Genomic DNA, 19,464 nt, shown 5'->3' on the forward strand with positions numbered 1-19,464 from the left:
ACAACCTAAAGCTAGACGACGAAACCAAGCGTTAGGTTGAATTTTAAGACTTGTGTGTACGCCGTAGACTCCTAAGTAGGTCGGTGTTAAATAATTGTCGTTATGACAAGGCAGAAGGCAGAGGGCAGAAGGGAAGAGGTTTTTAGGCAACTTTACTTTTCGTTACATACTTTGATTTATTTGCACCGTTCTACTTACGCTTAAGCAAGCTACGCGTAGCGTCTTTGCAGAAGAAGGGTAGGCAGGCTTTGTGCAATAGCCGCACCATTGAGATAGTGAGGGTATTTCCCCATGAACTGCCTCCTCTGCCTGGCCTTTCTTGCTAAAGTAGCATCAGTTGAGCTAGACAATTTCAACCTATGGCAGTAGATACCAGAAAATGTGAAGCTGCGAAACAAGATTTGCGTCAGGCGCTGGCTGCTAGTGGTGGAAATACCAAAGAAAAACACGTAATTGGTGCAATTGAGAATCTCCAAGTTCTCAACCCGACGATCGCACCAACCCATAGCGGTACGCTACTGGATAGTAATTGGTTATTGATTAGTGCGCCAAATTTCCCAGAAGCAGAGCAACTTCCAGATGGCAGCTTTGCCTACACTCTTGGTCGCGTGGCTTTCAATATGTTTCAACCAACACAACTAAAAGTAGTTATTAAGCGAGTGCTACAACCCGTGTTTTTGTTGGGCAATGGTGAACAGCGCAGCCACGATATCATTGTGGAATTTACGACAATTGATGAGTCGCTTCCCAAGCTAGCTGGAACTGTTCGCACCCAAGGAGTCTGTTCTCCTCTAAACGACACAGTGCTGCAAGTACAATTTACGGGAGGAACTTTAGCGCCGCAAGAGTCAACAAACATAGCGGAGTGGCAAGCAGTTTTTGGCAATCAACAATCAGCTTCTAGGATAAGTTGGCAAGAAAAATTGAAGTCGGCTTTCTTCAGACTGATGTTTGGTTTAGTTCCTACTCAAGGTATGAATCTAGAAACCGGAGAAGTTGCTTTTAGTATGAAGCGATCGCCTAAAGGTCGTTTAGAAATTCTCTATCTTGATGAGGAACTACGGATCACTCGTGGGGAACGGGGAACCGTGTTGGTGTGTGAACGGCAGTAATTTTTGAAGCTGGGGGAGAAGAATTTGATAGTAGTGATAAACGCAGAAATTGGATAATTTATTTTTTGGAGTTCTCTTATATCAACTTCACCGCGTCTGTCTGTTTCCGCGTCAGTTTTAATGAGTAATCGGCAAGGTAAGGGTGAAGGCTGTTTGACCGTTAGATGGGGAATTAAGAGTGAGGTCGCCACGATGGGCGCGAGCAATTTCGCGGGCGAGGCTGAGTCCGAGTCCGATTCCTTCTACCTTACGGGTACGGGCCGGATCGCCACGATAGAAGCGGTCAAAAAGGCGATCGCGATCGCTCACTGGAATGTCTTTTGATGCATTGGCAATTGTCACCTGGAGAGTTGTTTGGGTTTTCTCTGCATGAATCTCGATCCAGCCGTTGGCAAGATTGTATTTGATGGCATTACTCAACAGATTTTGTAGAACTTGCATGAGCAAATCGCGATCGCCCTGTACCTTTAGTCCAGCAGGAATATCAGTTTGCAAACTCAAGTGAGGAGCCAATAGTTCTACATCCTCGACCATCTCCATCAGCAACTGTGACATATCTACTTCAACTAAATACAAGCTCATTTGTCCTGCATCTGCCAGAGATAGCAGCAAGAGTTTCCGCATAATTCCACTTAGGCGGCGCACTTCATCCAACAGATTGCTGAGGCGCTGTTGCACTTCACTTCCGGGGTCAACCTGTTGCAGAGTTCTTTCCAGTTCGCCTTGCAGAATGGTCAGTGGGGTTTTCAGTTCGTGGGCGGCGTCAGCACTGAACCGGGAGGCTTGAGTAAAACTGCGTTCCAGGCGTGACAGCATTTGGTTAAACACCTGAATTAGTTCAACAAATTCAACATCTGTTGTACCAATGGGAATTCGCTGATCTAGCCCTTTGACTGTCACTTGTTGAATGACACCTGTTAATTGACCGATGGGACGCAATGCACTACCAGAAACCAACCATGCTCCGACCGCAACCAGTAGCAACGCTCCCGGAATGGAAACTAGGAAGATATTGCGAATGCTAGCCATCTCTTGATTGACGGCTTGCAAGCTAACAGCGATCGCAACTTGAGTATTGGGAAATTTAGTCGCTCCAATTCGCCAGCTGGCTTTTGCTGTCTGTGCAGTAATAAATTGCGGGGGAAGTGGGCGAAATGGCGGTTGATCTACGGATGGATTTGGTCGTTCTCTAGGCGGGGGTGCAGGTGTTAATTGAAGACGCTTAACTAGCAGACTGTTCACCTCAACATCCGTAGGTAGGGAGTTAGATTGAAAAATTGTATTGCCGTTGGCGTCTAGTACCAGCAGGGCGATAGGAGTTTTTGTATTGGCTCCCAAACCAAAAGCTAGTGGTTCTGGGCGGAGATGCGATCGCGGAGCGACTCCTTCGGAGTATCGCTCTTTTTCAGGTGGACGACTAGCACGCATCAACTGATTTAACAATTCTGCATCCAGGCGGCTCATCTTGGCATTGTAAATCTGAAACCAGGAGACTGCACCAAACCCTACTAATGTGCTACCAGCTAGAGCAGCAGACAATAAGGCAATCCGGAGTCGAAATGAACGCAGTTGTTTCACGATGAAGATTCTGGCTTGCGAAACCGATAGCCAACGCCGCGAATGCTTTCAATCCAGCTGGCTTCATCGATGGGGTCAATTTTTTTGCGCATTCGCTGGATACATACATCCACAACATTAGTGTTGGGGTTAAAGTCGTAGCCCCAAATATGTTCTAGGATTTGGGTACGGGTGAAAACTCGTCCGGGAGAGCGCATGAGATATTCCAGCAAATTAAACTCGCGGCTGGTGAGTTCTATGACTCGTTGATTGCAAGTAACTTCTCGCGTAATGCGATCGAGTTTAATAGGTCCAACTGCAAGGAGATTTTGGCGATCGCCTACACTCCGACGCACAACCGCATGAATGCGAGCTGCTAACTCTTCGACAAAAAACGGTTTGGCAATGTAATCATCGGCTCCCAAGTTCAAACCTTCGAGGCGATCGTCTAGTTCATTACGAGCCGTCAACAAAATCACCGGAGCATTGCGACCTTCCCGCCGCAATTGTTTGAGAATCGATAGTCCATCTTTTCCTGGCACCATGATGTCAAGAATAATCGCATCGTATTCGTTATCCAATGCCCGCAGATATCCATCATCACCGTTGTCGCAGTAGTCTACGACAAATCCCTGCTCCTTCAGCCCAGCCCGGACGAAGTTAGCAATTTTTGCTTCATCTTCGACAAACAGAACGTTCACAAGCATTTATTACTTCATCTATTGTTCCATTTTAGATTGATTACTCTTTAGCTCAAATTACAAAAGTGTAATTTAGAAACTAGGCAAGCTGTCATTTTGGAGTGGATTAATCATAAATGTAAGCAACAGTGATTTTCGAGGTTAATTGAGATGAATATTCGTAGAGTCTTAGCCGTGGTAGCGATTCCTTTTGTGATTGGCACATTTGGTTTTGTTGCACCCAATCAGGCGAACGCCGCTAATCCACGCGATCGCAATCCACAGATTGCACAACAGCAAAGACCGAATGAAAAACCACAGGTTAAGCATCGTCAACCCCGCCCACAACAGAAAAAGCGTCTTCCTCAACCCCATCAGGACGCAAATCGCAACCAGGTAAGACCGAATAATCGTTGATCGTAATTCGTAATTCAAGACGGGTTAGAAAGCAATACGTTCATTTAAGCTTAGATCCCCCCAACCCCCCAAAGTTAATTTTCCCCCTTTTTAAGGGGGACTAAGGGGGATCTCCAAGAAATAAACATCGCTGGTCGGGATTAAATCTAAAAGTTAGACATCATGAAAAACAATCGCCAATTAGGTCGAATTTTAACTCGAAGAGAAGCACTTGCTCTATTTAGAGCAGCCGGAACCGCAATATTTGTGGTGGGATGCATTCCGAAAAAGTCCAGTTCCACACAAGCACAGTCGAGTGTAGCCGTTCTAGCATCATCTACACCTGCCTGTGTCGTGAGTCCACAGCAGACCGAAGGGCCGTATTTCGTAGACGAGAAGCTCAATCGCTCTGATATTCGCTCCGATCCGGCGGATGGTTCGGTTAAAGAAGGCTTACCACTGCAATTAACGCTGCACGTTTCTCAGGTAGGTAGTAATGGTTGCACACCGATGGTAGGTGCGATCGTGGATCTTTGGCACTGTGACGCACTGGGTGTTTATTCGGATGTGACAGACCGCAGTTTTAATACTGTCGGCAAAAAGTTTCTGCGTGGCTATCAAGTAACCGACGCTAAGGGAAATGTCCAGTTCACAACTATTTACCCTGGTTGGTATCAAGGTAGAACTGTGCATATTCACTTTAAAGTCCGCACAGATGGGACATCAGACCAAGGCTACGAGTTTACATCCCAGCTATATTTTGATGATGCAATAAGCGATCGCGTGTACACCCAAGCACCCTACGCCAGCAAGGGACAGCGCACGCAGAAGAATGCTGATGACGGAATTTTTCAAGATGGTGGCGAGCAAATGTTGCTTAAGCTCACCAAGAATGGACAAGGCTATGCAGCAACCTTTGATGTTGGGCTTCAGATGACGTGATTTGAGCAGGGTACTAGGCACAAAAATTACAAAATTGTAATCCACAAGCAGGGTGAACTGTAATTTTGAGTCGGTTAAATCAGAAACATAAACAACCAATCTTTCCGGGGATGAACATGAATATTAATAAAGCAGTAGTCGTAACAGCAATTTCCGTTCTGGCTGGTACATTTGGGTTGATTTCGCTGAATCAGGTAAATGCTGCTAATCCATCCCATCGGATTGCACAGGCTTCACAACAGCCCAACCAACCACAGGAAGGACAAGACGGACAGCAGCGACCACATCACCCTGATTTTGCAGCAGCGGCGGCGAAGTTGGGTGTAACTGAACAAAAGTTAAAAGATGCCCTGGGAGTACCTGCTAATCCTCCAAGTCAAGGTGGCAGAAATCAGCGTCCGCCTCGCCCTGATTTTAAAGCTGCTGCTACAAAGCTAGGCGTAACCGAACAAAAGTTAAAGGATGCCCTCGGAGTACCTGCTAATCCTCAAAATCAAGGTGACAGAAATCAGCGTCCACCTCGTCCCGATTTTGCAGCAGCGGCGGCGAAGTTGGGTGTTAGTGAACAAAAGTTAAAGGATGCCCTCGGAGTACCTGCTAATCCTCCAAGCCAAGGTGACAGAAATCAGCGTCCGCCTCGCCCCGATTTTAAGGCTGCTGCTACAAAGCTGGGTGTAACTGAACAACAGTTAAAGGATGCACTCGGTGTTCCTCCTCATCCTCCCGGCGAAGGCGATCGCTCAGATCCTTCTGAAAATAGGTAAGTAGCCGTAGATAAAACAATATAGCTAACGTCTGCTTTACCCGGTTAGCTACTAAACTTCTCCACTATTTGAGCCTTTCGATAGCTTCGCTCACATCTGTGGGCGTTGCATAATCTTTTAAAGGTATTTTTTTCAAAACCCGAAGTACTTTCTCATCAGCACCTTTTTCTTCTGCATTCTTAATTAAGGCAGTTTTGCTGATTGGATAATCAACTTCGTTCAAGCTTTTATTTAGCTGTACCAAGTTTAGTGGACTCATCATGGCGATGCTCCTAAATAGAAAAGTTGTGTACTAATATCAGCAGTCAAAATTCATCCGATTTTAAGTTTGAGATTTGGGATTTATTGCTCACATTCGATCTGCTTACTCGTACTATCAAGGAAAATTTAGTCAATTAGTCACTCAAAAAGAAGCTGAACTTTTTGTTGCCACATATACAATTTAATGTTACATAGCTTTTTAACATCATACTAATGGTAGATTTTTATTTAAAAAATCTATTTAAAGACTGTTAACAACATCCTCTTGTGCGGGGATCAGACTCTTCAATAACTAACTTGTCAAGTTAACAAAAGTAGATTTAATTGGATTTTAAAAAACTAGAACTGCAAACTTTTATAGAAGTATTTTCTCAAAATTTGCTAAGTAATTCCTCATTATTTGCTAAAGGTAATGTAAACCAAAATGTTGCTCCCTCTGACAACTCACTATTTACACCAATTTCGCCACCGTGAGCATGGATGATTTGCTTGCACAGATACAATCCCAATCCCAAACTTACAGAATTGCGGGTGTTAGTACCTCGATAGTAGAGGTCAAAAAGTCTTTCACTCTGTTGCTGACTGATTCCTACACCGTTATCACTAACAGTGCAATAAATCATCTCTCCCTTAAGGATGGCGTTGATTGTTAAGAGTAAACCAGGGGGATTGTGTTTAATTGCATTGGCAATCAGGTTAGAAAAGACTCGCCATAGTTGCGTAGGATCGGCATTGATTAAGGGTAAATCTGCGGTTACTAAATTTGTCAGGGTTGCTTGATTTTCTGCTAGCATCGGTTCTAAGTCTGCGATCGCTGCTTCTACAACTGTATGTAGTTGCACAGGTTGAAGTTGTAAGACTGCTCCTTCTACCTCGCTGACATGAGCTTCTAGTAAGGAATTAATCAAATTAAGTTGGCGATCGCTACTTTTGACCATCCGTTCTAAAATCGAACGGGAAATTGTAATTTTGTTCTCTGGGTTTGCTAGCAAATTCTTCAGCACCATTAAAGTTCCCAGTACTGGGTTACGTAAGTCGTGAGAAACTGCATGGAAAAATACTCGCAGTGCTTCCTCAGCTTGCTTACGCTTTGTGATGTCTTCAATCAAGCCTTCGTAGTAAAGCAGTTTACCCTGTTCGTTACGAACTGCGTAGGCTTTTTCCGAAATCCAGACAATGCTCCCGTCTCGGCGATAAATTTGCGATTCAAATTCGGAGATACTGCCATACTGTTCAATTAAGCGGACAAACTCGGCTCGACGGTTGGGGTCAACATATAATTGATGTTCAATATCAGTAAAGTTGGCTGTTACCTCTTCAGGTGTTGAATACCCGTAAATTCTTGCTAATGCAGGATTAGCTGTAATGTACTGTCCATCAGGACTACTTTGGAAGATACCTTCAACAGCGTTTTCAAATATACTGCGATATTTACCTTCTGTAACCTTAAGTTTTTCATAGGCAAACTCTAGTTCCTGATGCGCATAAAAATCGGAGCGTTGCAGGCGATCATAAAGGTAAACACCCATGTCACAAATAGCACATAACCAAAAAACATATAATATAAACGTTACATTATAAATTTCTGGGTGTTCGGGTATAGGTGTTTTTAGCCGAAGTGCAGTATTGATACCAAAATAGTAAATTAGCAAACCCACCTGCGACATTAGGTGTAAACGCCAGCCAACTGGAATAAATGTGGCTTGGCTCAAAAATAGCAGCGACCAACCTAGGGTATCAGGTAAGGCAAAGCCTTTGATAGTAGCGAAAAACTGCGATCCTAGGCTAATTGACCAAGATGACCCCAAAAATAACAGTCCTGGATGACGCCTACCGAACTGAGTTTTATGCAGGATAAAACAAATAAGTAGAGTCAGCAGCATGGCAACATTGATAAATAGCCCCTGAGTTTTTAGGAAATCTGGTAGTTTTTCAAACTCTTTTAAGGGGAAAAATACGTCGTAGATGTTGCGCAAGGTAAAGGTCAACAAGCAGATTAAGGCTAGTATTAACCACAACTGCAATCTCTGCCACAAAAAGCGGTGTCTAGCACCCAGCCACTCTGGATCGTGAACACAACTTTTCGCAACAGCAGATGTTTTATCTGATGTTGATGCTCTAAAGGCTGTTTTACCCCACCTTTGTAGTGTTCTTAATAAGGTAGCCATTAACTTTTTACCAACTTTGCCCATACCATCCCAGGTGTTCCCTGTTTCCAGACTGCCATAACACCTTGATATTTTGACGCTATTTTATGAGCGAGTTGTTGAAGATGGAGCTGCCAAGGGTAATGTAAACCAAAAAGTTAATCCGCGCTTACGGTGACTAATAATACCAATTTCGCCACCATGTGCCTGAATAATTTGCCGACTTAGATACATTTTTAAAGCCATACTGGTGGAACAACAAGCTTGTGGTTCCGGGACATACAAATCGAAGAGGCGATCGCACTCTAGTTTGCTCATGACTACACCATTATCTTGAATCTCAGTGCGAATCATGTCACCTTCAACTTTGCTTTTAAGAGTAAAATTTAGTCCTGGTGGGTTGTTTTGCAAACTATAAGTAAATAAATTTGCCACAACTTTTTGCAACCGAGTTGGATCTGCCATTACCAATGGTAAATCTTCCGGCACCAAGTTATTCAAAGTCACTTGATTTTGATTGAGCATAGGCTGCAAGTCTTTGATGATACACTTCAGTACCGTGTTAAAGTGTACCAATTCGCGGCGTAGCGCAATTCCTTGACCTTGGCAGCTATGAATTTCTAGCAATGAATCAATCATCCCTAATTGACGGTCATTGCCTTGAATCATGCGTTCAATCACCGAATGAGACACTGGGATTTGAAATTGGCTGGCTTCTTTACCTTGTCCCTGACCTTTGAGTAAATTCTTTAGCACCATTAAGTTACCCATAACCGCAGTTCGCAAATCATGGGCTATGGTATGCAACACCACATCTTTAACACGTTGCAGCCCTTCTAATTCCAGCATTTTCTGTTGAAGTTGGGTGGTGCGTTCTTCTACTTGGTGTTCTAAATTAGTATTAAGTGTGGCTAGTTCTTGGTAAAGTCGAGCTTGCTGAATGGCGATCGCCAACTGTTCTGACATTTGCTGTAGTAAATCAATTTCTATTGTTTGCCATTGACGGGGCCCAGAACATTGGTTAGCAATTAACGCGCCAAACAATTCGTTATTGAGCAAAATTGGTACAGCCAAGCTAGCCCGTGTTTGGAATTGTTGATAATGTGCTCTTAATTTGGGTGATACGACTATTTCGTTAACATCTTCTACTAAACGCACACTATTAGTTGTGAGTAGATTTTTCAATTCTTGGAGATAAGTTTCATCCTCGGTAGTCCAACCCAAGATTGGGGGATAGTTGGGATCTACTGATTCAGCAACAGTTCTACCTCCCACTTTGGGATCGTTAAGACCAATAAAAACCCGGTCTGCTTGCAAAAATTGCCGGACTTCGGTCACTGTAGTTTGGAGAATTTGGTCTAAGTTGAGGGAAGACCGAATTCGTGCTAGGGTTTCTGTCAACAGGCGATCGCGCTGTGCCGAGAAGCGCAATTGAGCTTCTACCTGTTTGCGTTCTGTAATGTCGTGAGTAACTGCAAGAATGCAGGGGATACCATCTAAATCAATTATTTCTGCTGAAACCAGCGCTGTAATGATTTTCTCAGACTTAGAGCGAAATTCCACTTCTAAGTTGCGCACAAAGCCTGTAGCTTGCATCTGTTGCAATAATTTCATGCGATCGCGCTTGTCTACCCACATATTTAACTCAAAAGCAGTCCGACCAATCACTTCATCTCGCTGAAAATCTGAAAGTCTGACAAAACTGTCGTTAACTTCTATGTAGCGTCCTTCTTGCAGCGTGCTGAGGGTAATGGGATTGGGACTGCAACGAAAAGCTTTAGAATATTTCTGTGCCAGACTCTGCAAATTAGCCTCTGCTTGTTTGCGTTCTGTAATATCTCGGACAATTGCTAAGACTTCATCTGCACCGCTAACAACTAACCGCGCCTCATAATCTCGTCTTCCCAAAGGCGTTGGTAGTTGATATTCACAAGTTTGCAAATTCTGAGAATTCAAAGTTTTGGCGATCGCTTCCTGGGTAATTGCAACTACATCACTTGGCAATATATCCTGCAAATTTTTCCCCACTATCTCTTCTCTAGAAAGAACAATATTTGCTCCATCTCCTTTCAAATCTAGATACTGACCATCACGGCTAAGGCGAAACATCAAATCGGGAATCGCATCTAAAATTGCTTTATAGCGCATTTCACTGTTACGTAATTGTTCTTCTGCTTGTTTGCGGTCTGTAATATCCATTACCAAACCCTCCCAAAGCAGGTCACCATTACTTTGTCTTTCCAGTTGGGAAGCACCTTGAATCCACTTGAGTTTGCCAGTTGGGGTAATGATGCGACCTTCCCAACGCCAAGGGGACAAAGTAGCTTTAGCAACATCAACAGATTCTGCTAAGGCTTTGATATCCTGTGGATGAACCAGTTGATGCAGCACCTGCAAATCTGCCATGATAACTTCTGGTTCTAACTCATATAGTTCTCGACAACCAGAACTTACGTATTTAACAACCTGGGAACCATCCTGCTGTTCCAAGACCTGAAAAACCATCCCCGGTAAATTTGCTGCAATTTTTTCCAACAGAGTGACCGTTCCTTGTTGAAAATCTGGTTTATGCAGCGATTTTACAGTCTCATCCACTTTTTGCGCCTTTGTTTTGCAAGCAACTATTGCCATCTTGACAGTTTGATGTTGTCAGCTATTATCGCTAACAGCATTAAAACTACCTCCTCTTTCAGAGTAGTTCTGGTTAAGGCGATCGCATTCACCCATTTGGGTGAACAGTTGTTAAAGGATGAATGAATTTCTTCAGATCATGATGATTTAATTTTATTAATAGCCCAGGCGAGCACTTCTAAAAATCGCTTCAAAACTATCTCATCTTTGAGCGCAGATAAGGGAATATACCAGCAATAAGAATTCACAGAAATTGATGCTCCTACAGCAGATTTAAATCGATTGAGCAATTCTGCTTTTTTCTCTTCTAAGTTGAATGGTGGTTCATAGGCTAAAACCTCTACTCCACTAGTTGACCATTATCCTGAATTAGGTAAATACTACCACTCATAAAAATTCCACCTTATAGAGCTAATTTAAAATTCCCAATTTTATTAAACTGTTAACAATCACTTAGGTAGCTAATAACGTCAATTGATATAAAAAATGTCATTAAAAGAAACATTTCCTCAAACACCAGAAATAAAATCACTGACTCAAGAAAGTTTTACCCATGCTTTGATGGTGCTTGCCAATCTTGACAGCGATTTTGCTCAAATTTTAGAAACCTTAGGACCGCCACCTATATGGGCAAGAGAAACAGGTTTTCCCACACTGCTGCGGATAATTCTAGAACAACAAGTTTCCTTAGCAGCTGCAAGGGCTGTCTTTACACGTCTATGTGCTGTTGTTGAACCGCTAACGCCAGAGAATTTTCTGACGCTTGATGATGTGCAATTAAGAGTAATTGGATTTAGTCGGCAAAAAATGCTCTATTGTCGTGAATTGGCGAATGCAATCAGGAACGGTCAGCTTGATTTAATCAAACTGGAGACAATGGACGAAACGACTATTAGAACTGAATTAAAGCGGATCAAAGGTATTGGAGATTGGACAGTTGATATTTACTTGTTGATGGCGCTGCAACGTCCTGATGTCTTTCCTAAAGGTGATTTAGGAGTAATTATCGCCTTACAAAAGCTCAAAGGATTGACAACGCGCCCCACACCAACACAAATAGAAGCGATCGCCCAACACTGGCGACCTTGGCGTGCAGTCGCTACCAGAATCCTCTGGCACTATTATCTAAGTGCCCTTACAGGAAATTCCAAATTAAAAAAGCTGTAAACTCTTATTCTCTCATCCTTTGCGCCTCTGCGCCTTTGCGTGAGACTAATTATCTCTAAATAAAGGTATAGGCTTCTACCTTAGACCTTGCTCTTTCAACAAAGCATCAACCCAAATACCATCTGCTTCCGACAACTGCGGCACAGGCTCACGAGTATAATCTATAGCCAAATCTAATCCTGCTCGGTCATATACCCCATGTATTAATGCTTGCAAATCTAATAAAGGCTCTGTATCTCCCTTACGCAACGGTAATAGAAAAGCTGGAATTGGTTCTGGCAAATTAAACGGGTATAATTCAGCCTTGGGGCGATAGTTGCTGCGACTTACCAAAATTCGATAACTTGCCTGAATCTCGTTACCCAAAATCGGCATAGGTTTTCCGCCTCGCAGTAAATCAATTTCTACGAGATGAGACATACTTCCTAATACCCGTTGACGCTTCCCTTCATAAGCATTTCGCCCTTCTCCAGAACGCTTATTTTTGGGTGAGAGAACTTCAATAACGGTGACAACTTCCCCTGTTCCTACTTCCCTAACCTCTAAGTATCCTTCCCGCGCTTCCTCTGGCATAGGAACGTTGACTGTAACGGGCTTAACTGGCGCTGATACAACCGCAACGCTAGATGATTCCGTTTCAGTTTTTATGAGCGCTCGCCCTACACTCACATCAGGAATCCCAACTAGAACAGAATTTTCATCTGTTACTTGATATACCCGTTTCTCAACTGCTACACGATATTTTGGCCGTAGCTGAGGAACCAAGAATTCTGCAATAGCTGTGATTATCCAGTGATGGAATTCTGGCCAAAGTTCAGGATTTTCGAGGTAGGGATTCATCCCTGGAAATGGTGAGAGCATAGGGGTAGGATGTGATTCTCATTGCTCATATCCTACCAAATTAAGTTTTTGGGCATGGCAGGCCAGATACCTGCCCTTTTAAGAAACTATAACTTCCCAGTAAAAACTCGCTCTGCTGGGCCAGTCATATAAACCCGTTGGTCGATTTCTGACCATTCAATTTGCAAGGGGCCACCAGGTAATTCTACCGTTGCTATGCGATCGCATTTTTCGGTCAATACACCAGCCACGAGGGAAGCACAAGCACCAGTACCACAAGCTAAGGTAATACCAGCACCCCGTTCCCAAACTCGCATTTTCAAGTAATTACGGCTAACAACTTCAATAAATTCGGTATTTGTCCGTTGGGGGAAAACTGGGTGATGCTCAAACTGAGGCCCAATGATTTCTAAAGGAATTGCGGCTACATCTTCCACAAAAGTAATACAGTGGGGATTGCCCATGCTGACACAGGTGACATCCCAAGTTTGTCCCGCCACCTCTAGCGGCTGATTAATCACCTTTGTATCCGCAGTACTTAAGGTAGTCGGAATTTCTCCAGCTAGTAACCTAGGTAAACCCATATCCACCTTCACTTGGCCATTTGCCATGAGTTGGGGTGTAATCACACCAGCCAAGGTATGAATGCGATATGAGTCTTTATTTCTAGAGCCGCCCTCCAAGTCAGCCAAAAACCCAGCTAAACAGCGAATACCATTACCACACATTTCTGGTTCTGAACCATCAGAATTGAAAATCCGCATGGTATAGTCAGTACCGTTTTCTCCAGGCAAAGCAAAAATCACACCATCAGCACCGATACCAAAGTGGCGATCGCACAACTTAATTGCTTGCTCTGAACTTATTACTGGCAAGGATGAAGAGCGATTGTCAATGAGAATGAAGTCATTCCCCAAACCGTGATACTTAGTAAATTCGATTGCCATTTACCCAAGGATGAATTATCAAAGATTAGTTACTGTTGATTATGGATGAGAAATTAGGCATTAGGCATTTGTCTTTTGTCATTTATTCCCCTAGTCTCCAATCCCCTATTAAAACATTTTCCCCTATGCATACATCACCAAAAACGCTTACGGAATTTGATACTTCACTGCCCAGCATTCGGCAGGTGCAAAACCTAATTAAACAAACAGCTGTAGTAGATTTCAAACTTGTGACGGGCGATCTACTAACGGGTAGAGTGATCTGGCAAGATCCAAACTGCGTCTGTATTGTAGATGAAAACAGCCAGCAAACTACAGTTTGGAAGCAGGCGATCGCTTACATTAAGCCAAAAAGTTAGTCTAGTGGTCTATCGCATTAAATTATGATGGCTTGAGGAACGAACCGCGTTCGGCGAAGCCGTTCCCGAAGGGTAGTACGCGAAGTACACGAAGGAAGAGAAATTGAAAAGTTAATTAACCCAGCAAAATTAATGGGACAGACCACTAGTTTTAAGGTATCGGCTTATCTACAGGCAGAAATTCTTTTACGGCTTCTGCCTCGCTAGCTTTTATTATTGGCAGAGATAGCCGCACTCCGTCAGGTGTGGTAAACAAAGGTTGTAGTTGATTCAGACTCGCCAAGCCACCGCATAACAATACTTGATCGCCGTCTCGCAAGTCCATATTGCCATCAGGAGAGCGAATAAACTTACCATCCCGCCGGATTGCCTCTACTTTTACGTTATATTTGTCGCTAATATCCAAATCTACAAGATTTTTACCCAAAACTGGAGTATCCGCATTAATTGTCGTCCATTGGCAAGCGCTATTCTCTCCAGGAACTGCTGTTCTACCAACTGCAAATTCCGCCAACGCTGCTAGTTCTTCATCTGCTCCCACCACTAGCAAGCGATCGCCTTCTTCTAATCGCGTTTGATTATCGGGATAGTCTATTTCTTCGCCGTTAGCGCGGCGAATTGCCATCAAACTCACCCCAATTAAGTAACGCATATCTGCTTCTTCTAAGCTCATGCCAATTAGAGGTGAAGCAGACGGTAAGGGATACCAACGCCGATTTAAATCGCGAGTTGCTTGCTGTAAATCACGGGATACTTCAGATGCGGTACGTTCTGGTCGCAAGTCTAAATAATGATCCTTGCGAATTTGCTGCATTTCCCGTTGTACTATTTCTCCTGACAAACCTAAACCTGTTAATAAATATGTTGCCATTTCTAAGCTGGCTTCAAATTCCGGTTGAACAACTTCCCTGGCTCCCAGTTGGTAAAGCACTTCAATATTTTTATCTTGGGTAGCGCGAACCACTAAATCTAATTCGGGGCACAATTCCAAAGCGCGTTTGAGGCAAAGACGTGTACTCATCGGGTCAGGAAGTGCGATCGCCATTCCTTTGGCATGGTTAACCCCAGCAGTTTCTAAAACGTGTAAACTTACACAATTCCCATATACATAAGGCACTCCAGCGTCACGTAATTTCTGAATTCGACTTTCAGATTGGTCGATCACTACCACAGGTAGCTGGTGTTGCTGCAATAACTTGACTAAATTTTTGCCCACTCGCCCATAACCACAAACTACTACGTGGTCTTTCAAGGGTAAGTCTTCTGAGATATCACGCGGCTGAACTTCTTCTAAATAAGGTTTCAGCCAAGGCATAGATTCCGCCAAAGTAAATAACAATGGCACCAAGCGTAGAACAAACGGGGTCAAGACAAGTGTTACTGCTGTAGTTCCTAAAATCAGTAAATACACTGTTCGAGAAACTAAGCCCAGCGCTTGCCCTTCGCTAGCAAGTACAAAGGAAAATTCCCCAATCTGAGCCAATCCTAACCCAGCAATTAAAGCCGTTTTTAACGGATAGCGGAACAGCTTCACCAAAGGTGTGATGATTAAAAACTTACCTACGAAAACTATTGCCACCAATCCTAGAATCAATTCCAAGTTTTTCCACAAAAACACTGGGTCAATTAACATCCCAATGGCTGCAAAAAACAAACTGGCAAAGATATCTCGTAGTGGCTCTACATAGGTCAAAGTTTGGTCGGCGTATTCCACCTCAGAAATCATCAAACCAGCGACAAACGCCCCCATTTCAATCGACAGCCCTAAATACTCTGTCAACAGAGCAATTCCTAAGCAGAGTGCCACCACACCTAATAAAAATAGCTCTTTGCTTTCAGTGCGGGCAAGAAGTCTTAACAGTGGCGGAATCAGCCAAATCCCCGCCACCACTGCACCAGCCGCAAATAAGCCAATTCGTACCAGCGCTGTCACCACCGCCACACCAATCGCTTCACCTGGTTCATGCAGTGCTGGTAAGACTGCTAGCATTAGCCCTAATGCCAAGTCCTGCACTACCAAAATGCCCAGCATCACCTGTCCGTGGGGCGTTTCCGTTTCGTTACTTTCCATCAAGCATTTGAGGACAACTGCGGTTGAAGATAAAGACAGAATTGACCCCAAAAATACGCCCTTAGCAGGTAAAGCTCCCCAAGCTCCAGTTACGCCGCACACCACTACTGTGATCAAAATTGTCAGTGCAATCTGTAGCCCTCCACCTCCGAGAGCGATCGCTTTTACCTTCTTGAGTTCTGCAAACGAAAATTCTACACCCAAGGCAAATAACAAAAAAGCGACCCCGAACTGAGCCAGAGTCTCTACTTGAATAATTTCTTTAATCAATCCCAGTCCCGCAGGCCCCACGACCATCCCGCCGATGAGATACCCTAACAAAACTGGTTGTCGTAACAGCGCCGCAAACAGTCCGCCACAGGCTGCGACGGCGAGAACTAACACTAAATCAACAATTAACCTAAAATCTTCTTGCACCAGTTTTAAAAAGAACTATTAAGACCTATTAACCTCAGCATACAAATTTTTATATATCTATGCTCAAGTTATTGGTGCAAGGAAGACAAAATTTGCAGATTTTACGTTAAATGTTCATATAGCCAATATTTTTAGAACTCACGCAAGTGTCATACTTTTTTCGTACAAGTACTTCACAGCCAAGCCGGAGATTTCAAAGCTCTATTCAAGGGTCAATAGTCAAAAGAATCAACATTCACCCTCAACCTGTTGACTGTTGACCCCTAGAGAAATCTATGAAAAAGTATAAGCGTGCCATTAAAGCACGCCTAAAGATGTATATTTAGTAAATTTAGAACTTCTCTCTATCAACCACCTGCAACAGCGGGGACAATACTTACTTCATCTCCATCTTTGAGGGGTGTGCTTGGCCCATCCAAAAAGCGAATATCTTCGCTATTAACATACAAATTCAAAAATCGTCGTGGTTTTCCCTCTTCATCACACAAGCGCGATTTAATACCAGGACAGCTATGTTCTAAAGAATCGAACAGTTCTGCAATAGTACTGCCGCTACATTCTAGCGTGGCTTGGTTATTAGTAAATTTCTGAAGAGCCGTGGGAACTAAAACTGTTACAGACATAGTTGAAGTATGAAGTGTGAAATATGGATTAAGAAGTATAAACGGTTAAGACTAGATTATTTCAGCCTTTACCTTTCATCCTACCCTTTGAGTGTCTACATCCTTTAGACGAGTACTTGTTGCCATTCCAAACGATCAAGAGTCCGTGAACGCTCTAGTGCTCGTTCAAAACTATCGAGTTTGGCATCAATTGTCAAAGGTTCGCCAACATAGCCTTGTAAAGCTTCTTGGGTTTTCAAACCATTGCCAGTGATGTATACCACAGTAGTTTCATCTGGATCAATTTTGCCAGCTTCTACTAATTTTTTCAGCACTGCAACGGTGGTACCACCTGCTGTTTCTGTGAAAATACCTTCAGTTTCTGCTAACAGCTTGATTCCTTCAATAATTTCTGCATCATTGACTGATTCAATATTACCGTTAGTTTTCTTAGCTATCTCCACCGCGTAAACACCATCTGCTGGGTTGCCAATCGCAATAGATTTAGCAATGGTATTCGGTTTGACTGGTTTAATGAAATCACGTCCTTCTTTGTATGCTTGAGCGATGGGAGAACAACCCTCAGCTTGCGCGCCGCTAAAACGGACATCTTTGGCTTTTACCAAACCAACTTCTACGAATTCTTGGAAACCTTTATAAATTTTTGTAAATAGTGAACCAGATGCTAGAGGTGCAACGATATGGTCGGGAAGCTCCCAACCTAATTGTTCAGCCACTTCAAAGCCTAGGGTCTTGGAACCTTCCGAGTAGTAGGGACGGAGATTAATATTGACAAAACCCCAGCCATGTGTGTTTGCAACTTCCGAACAAAGACGATTTACCTGATCGTAATTACCCTTCACAGCCATCAATGTAGGACTGTAGATCAGGCTACCCATAATTTTCCCAGCTTCCAAATCTGCGGGGATGAACACACAGCAATCTAACCCAGCATGAGCTGCGATCGCTGCTGTAGAATTAGCCAAATTACCAGTACTAGCACAGGAAACAGTAGTAAAACCCAACTCTCTAGCTCTAGTTAAAGCAACCGAAACTACTCGGTCTTTAAAACTGAGGGTGGGCATATTGACAGCATCATTTTTAATATAAAGCTTGTTTAAACCCAGACGACGAGCTAGACGGTGAGAACGAACCAGGGGAGTCATCCCAGTTCCCACATCTATAACATTGTCAGTTGCGACAGGCAAAAAGGGACGATAGCGCCAAATCGAGTTGGGACCAGCTTGAATTTTTTCACGAGTGACAGAATTACGCAGGGCATTGTAGTCATACTTGACTTCTAAAGGCCCAAAGCATAACTCACAAACATGGTTGGCTTTCAGTTCATATTCCTCACCACATTCCTTACACTTCAAGGCTTGAAAAGAGATAGCGGCTGCTTCGGTGAGTGCGGATTTTGTCTGAGTCATAAACTAGCTTTCCCTGTTTGTCTGTCAACTGTCGCCTGATACTAACACGAGTAGAAATACCAGTCAAACATACCAGACTAATTTTGTCGGGTATGTTTGGTTTGTCAAAAAATTTGCATCATTACAGAAAACTCTTGGAAAGAACTCAGAAACTGTTCACTATCGCTTAAGAGTTATCAAACCAAACAATATCATTGTTTCTACATTTAGTGTATTTTGTAATCCTAGTAGGTTTCTATAAAAGATATGCGATTTGATGAATTAGAAAAAGAACGTCAACGTAATCGGTGTCTTGCACAAGAAAAGTTTTCTGAAATTATATCAGCTATACAAAAATGCATTGATACACAACATAAATATGTTGAATTATTTTATGGTTTCCTTGGAAAACGCCATCTTACTCAGCATCGCGATGCAGAAACACCAATAGTCTCAGCAGTAGTTAAAAACGAAATTGCACTCTATTCGAGCTTTATACTCACAATAGACGGTTTGTATGGTTCAGGCTTGGCACAGTTACGGTCAGTCTATGAAGCTTTAATGATTGCAAAGTTTGCCTCTCTGGGACAAAGCAATAATTTTATATCGAAGTGGATAGCTGGAGAAACTATATATTTTTCCAATGCAATTTTAAAGAAGATAGTTGCCCCAGAAATGAAGGAGATGAGAGTCTTGTGGAAAACACTATGTCAAGTATCTCATGCAACTATTTATTCATATCAAGTTGTTACTAGGTTTGAAGAGATTGAAAATAAAGTCTCAGGCAATCTTGGCATCCTAGTTATGCTACTAGCTTGCAACTTACATTTAATCAATAAACACTATGTTACTAATTCAATGGTCTATTTAGCAAAAACATATCACAGTCACGAAGGTGAATTTCAGCGTCGTCGAGATGCAGCAAAAAATGCTGTCCAAGTTGCTACCACCTTTCTTTCTGTTCAGGGGCGACAGGTTGTTAGAGAATACTCTAGAGTTTGGCAATTAGCTTCTTCCATTACTTCATCACACAATAGGGCAGCAGATAGCTGATTAGACAAATGGTTCGTAAGTTGGCTAAATAGACAAAAGCCTCGCTGAGTCTAATCAGAGAGGCTAGTGTAAAAATAGAACCTGGCATCGAGCTATTGTGGCGGGAGGC

Annotated in this window: 17 protein-coding genes; 7 read left to right on the forward strand and 10 right to left on the reverse strand. The window is 43.1% G+C overall.

Going from position 1 to position 19,464, the window contains the following annotated elements:
* Nucleotides 1-359 precede the first annotated feature (359 nt).
* A complete protein-coding gene (locus tag BV372_RS19300; protein WP_086688115.1) occupies nt 360-1,112 on the forward strand; it encodes a PAP/fibrillin family protein in 753 nt (250 codons plus the stop codon).
* Between the two features lie 117 nt (nt 1,113-1,229).
* Here BV372_RS19300 and BV372_RS19305 read toward each other — a convergent pair whose 3' ends face one another.
* Complete coding sequence (locus BV372_RS19305; RefSeq protein WP_086688116.1) at nt 1,230-2,690, reverse strand: ATP-binding protein; 1,461 nt, start codon at nt 2,688-2,690, stop codon at nt 1,230-1,232.
* Nucleotides 2,687-3,370 (reverse strand): response regulator transcription factor, encoded by a 684-nt coding sequence (locus tag BV372_RS19310; protein ID WP_086688128.1) that lies wholly within the window; start codon nt 3,368-3,370, stop codon nt 2,687-2,689. The genes BV372_RS19305 and BV372_RS19310 overlap by 4 nt, the downstream gene beginning before the upstream one ends.
* 150 nt (nt 3,371-3,520) lie before the next feature.
* Between BV372_RS19310 and BV372_RS19315 the strand changes: the two genes are divergently transcribed.
* The 3 genes from BV372_RS19315 (at nt 3,521) to BV372_RS19325 (ending at nt 5,451) form a co-directional block, all read left to right on the forward strand.
* A complete protein-coding gene (locus BV372_RS19315) occupies nt 3,521-3,766 on the forward strand; it encodes a hypothetical protein (protein WP_086688117.1) in 246 nt (81 codons plus the stop codon).
* A 162-nt stretch (nt 3,767-3,928) separates the two neighbouring features.
* Nucleotides 3,929-4,687 carry an intradiol ring-cleavage dioxygenase gene (locus tag BV372_RS19320; protein ID WP_086688118.1) on the forward strand — a complete coding sequence of 253 codons (759 nt, stop codon included), beginning with the start codon at nt 3,929-3,931 and terminating at the stop codon, nt 4,685-4,687.
* 116 nt (nt 4,688-4,803) lie between these two features.
* Nucleotides 4,804-5,451, forward strand: coding sequence for a hypothetical protein (locus BV372_RS19325; RefSeq protein WP_086688119.1), 648 nt, complete (start codon nt 4,804-4,806; stop codon nt 5,449-5,451).
* Between the two features lie 64 nt (nt 5,452-5,515).
* Here BV372_RS19325 and BV372_RS19330 read toward each other — a convergent pair whose 3' ends face one another.
* From BV372_RS19330 to BV372_RS19340, 3 genes are all read right to left on the reverse strand, one after another.
* Complete coding sequence (locus tag BV372_RS19330; protein WP_256973323.1) at nt 5,516-5,713, reverse strand: DUF2795 domain-containing protein; 198 nt, start codon at nt 5,711-5,713, stop codon at nt 5,516-5,518.
* A gap of 370 nt (nt 5,714-6,083) precedes the next feature.
* Nucleotides 6,084-7,880: a PAS domain-containing sensor histidine kinase gene (locus BV372_RS19335; protein WP_086688129.1), complete on the reverse strand. Its 1,797-nt coding sequence runs from the start codon at nt 7,878-7,880 to the stop codon at nt 6,084-6,086.
* A gap of 84 nt (nt 7,881-7,964) precedes the next feature.
* Entirely contained in the window at nt 7,965-10,490 is a 2,526-nt protein-coding gene (locus BV372_RS19340) for a PAS domain S-box protein (protein ID WP_179198151.1), read from the reverse strand.
* 486 nt (nt 10,491-10,976) lie between these two features.
* Between BV372_RS19340 and BV372_RS19345 the strand changes: the two genes are divergently transcribed.
* Entirely contained in the window at nt 10,977-11,657 is a 681-nt protein-coding gene (locus BV372_RS19345; protein ID WP_086688121.1) for a DNA-3-methyladenine glycosylase, read from the forward strand.
* A gap of 75 nt (nt 11,658-11,732) precedes the next feature.
* Here the strand turns inward: BV372_RS19345 and BV372_RS19350 are convergent, their stop codons facing one another.
* Nucleotides 11,733-12,518: a DUF4058 family protein gene (locus BV372_RS19350; RefSeq protein WP_086688122.1), complete on the reverse strand. Its 786-nt coding sequence runs from the start codon at nt 12,516-12,518 to the stop codon at nt 11,733-11,735.
* An 86-nt stretch (nt 12,519-12,604) separates the two neighbouring features.
* The gene (gene dapF, locus BV372_RS19355; RefSeq protein ID WP_086688123.1) at nt 12,605-13,444 is read right to left on the reverse strand and encodes a diaminopimelate epimerase; all 840 of its coding nucleotides are present in this window, start codon (nt 13,442-13,444) and stop codon (nt 12,605-12,607) included.
* Nucleotides 13,445-13,569: 125 nt separating this feature from the next.
* Between dapF and BV372_RS19360 the strand changes: the two genes are divergently transcribed.
* Complete coding sequence (locus tag BV372_RS19360) at nt 13,570-13,803, forward strand: RNA chaperone Hfq (protein WP_086688131.1); 234 nt, start codon at nt 13,570-13,572, stop codon at nt 13,801-13,803.
* Between the two features lie 151 nt (nt 13,804-13,954).
* Here the strand turns inward: BV372_RS19360 and BV372_RS19365 are convergent, their stop codons facing one another.
* The 3 genes from BV372_RS19365 to thrC form a co-directional block, all read right to left on the reverse strand.
* On the reverse strand, nt 13,955-16,291 hold the full coding sequence (locus BV372_RS19365) for a cation:proton antiporter (protein ID WP_086688124.1): 2,337 nt from the start codon (nt 16,289-16,291) through the stop codon (nt 13,955-13,957).
* Between the two features lie 347 nt (nt 16,292-16,638).
* Complete coding sequence (locus BV372_RS19370; protein WP_086688125.1) at nt 16,639-16,914, reverse strand: MoaD/ThiS family protein; 276 nt, start codon at nt 16,912-16,914, stop codon at nt 16,639-16,641.
* Between the two features lie 104 nt (nt 16,915-17,018).
* Nucleotides 17,019-18,323: a threonine synthase gene (gene thrC / locus BV372_RS19375; protein WP_086688126.1), complete on the reverse strand. Its 1,305-nt coding sequence runs from the start codon at nt 18,321-18,323 to the stop codon at nt 17,019-17,021.
* Between the two features lie 246 nt (nt 18,324-18,569).
* Between thrC and BV372_RS19380 the strand changes: the two genes are divergently transcribed.
* Complete coding sequence (locus tag BV372_RS19380; RefSeq protein ID WP_086688127.1) at nt 18,570-19,355, forward strand: hypothetical protein; 786 nt, start codon at nt 18,570-18,572, stop codon at nt 19,353-19,355.
* Nucleotides 19,356-19,464: the final 109 nt, after the last annotated feature.

It is taken from the genome of Nostoc sp. T09 (assembly GCF_002154695.1).
In the GTDB taxonomy this organism is placed as follows: domain Bacteria; phylum Cyanobacteriota; class Cyanobacteriia; order Cyanobacteriales; family Nostocaceae; genus Aulosira.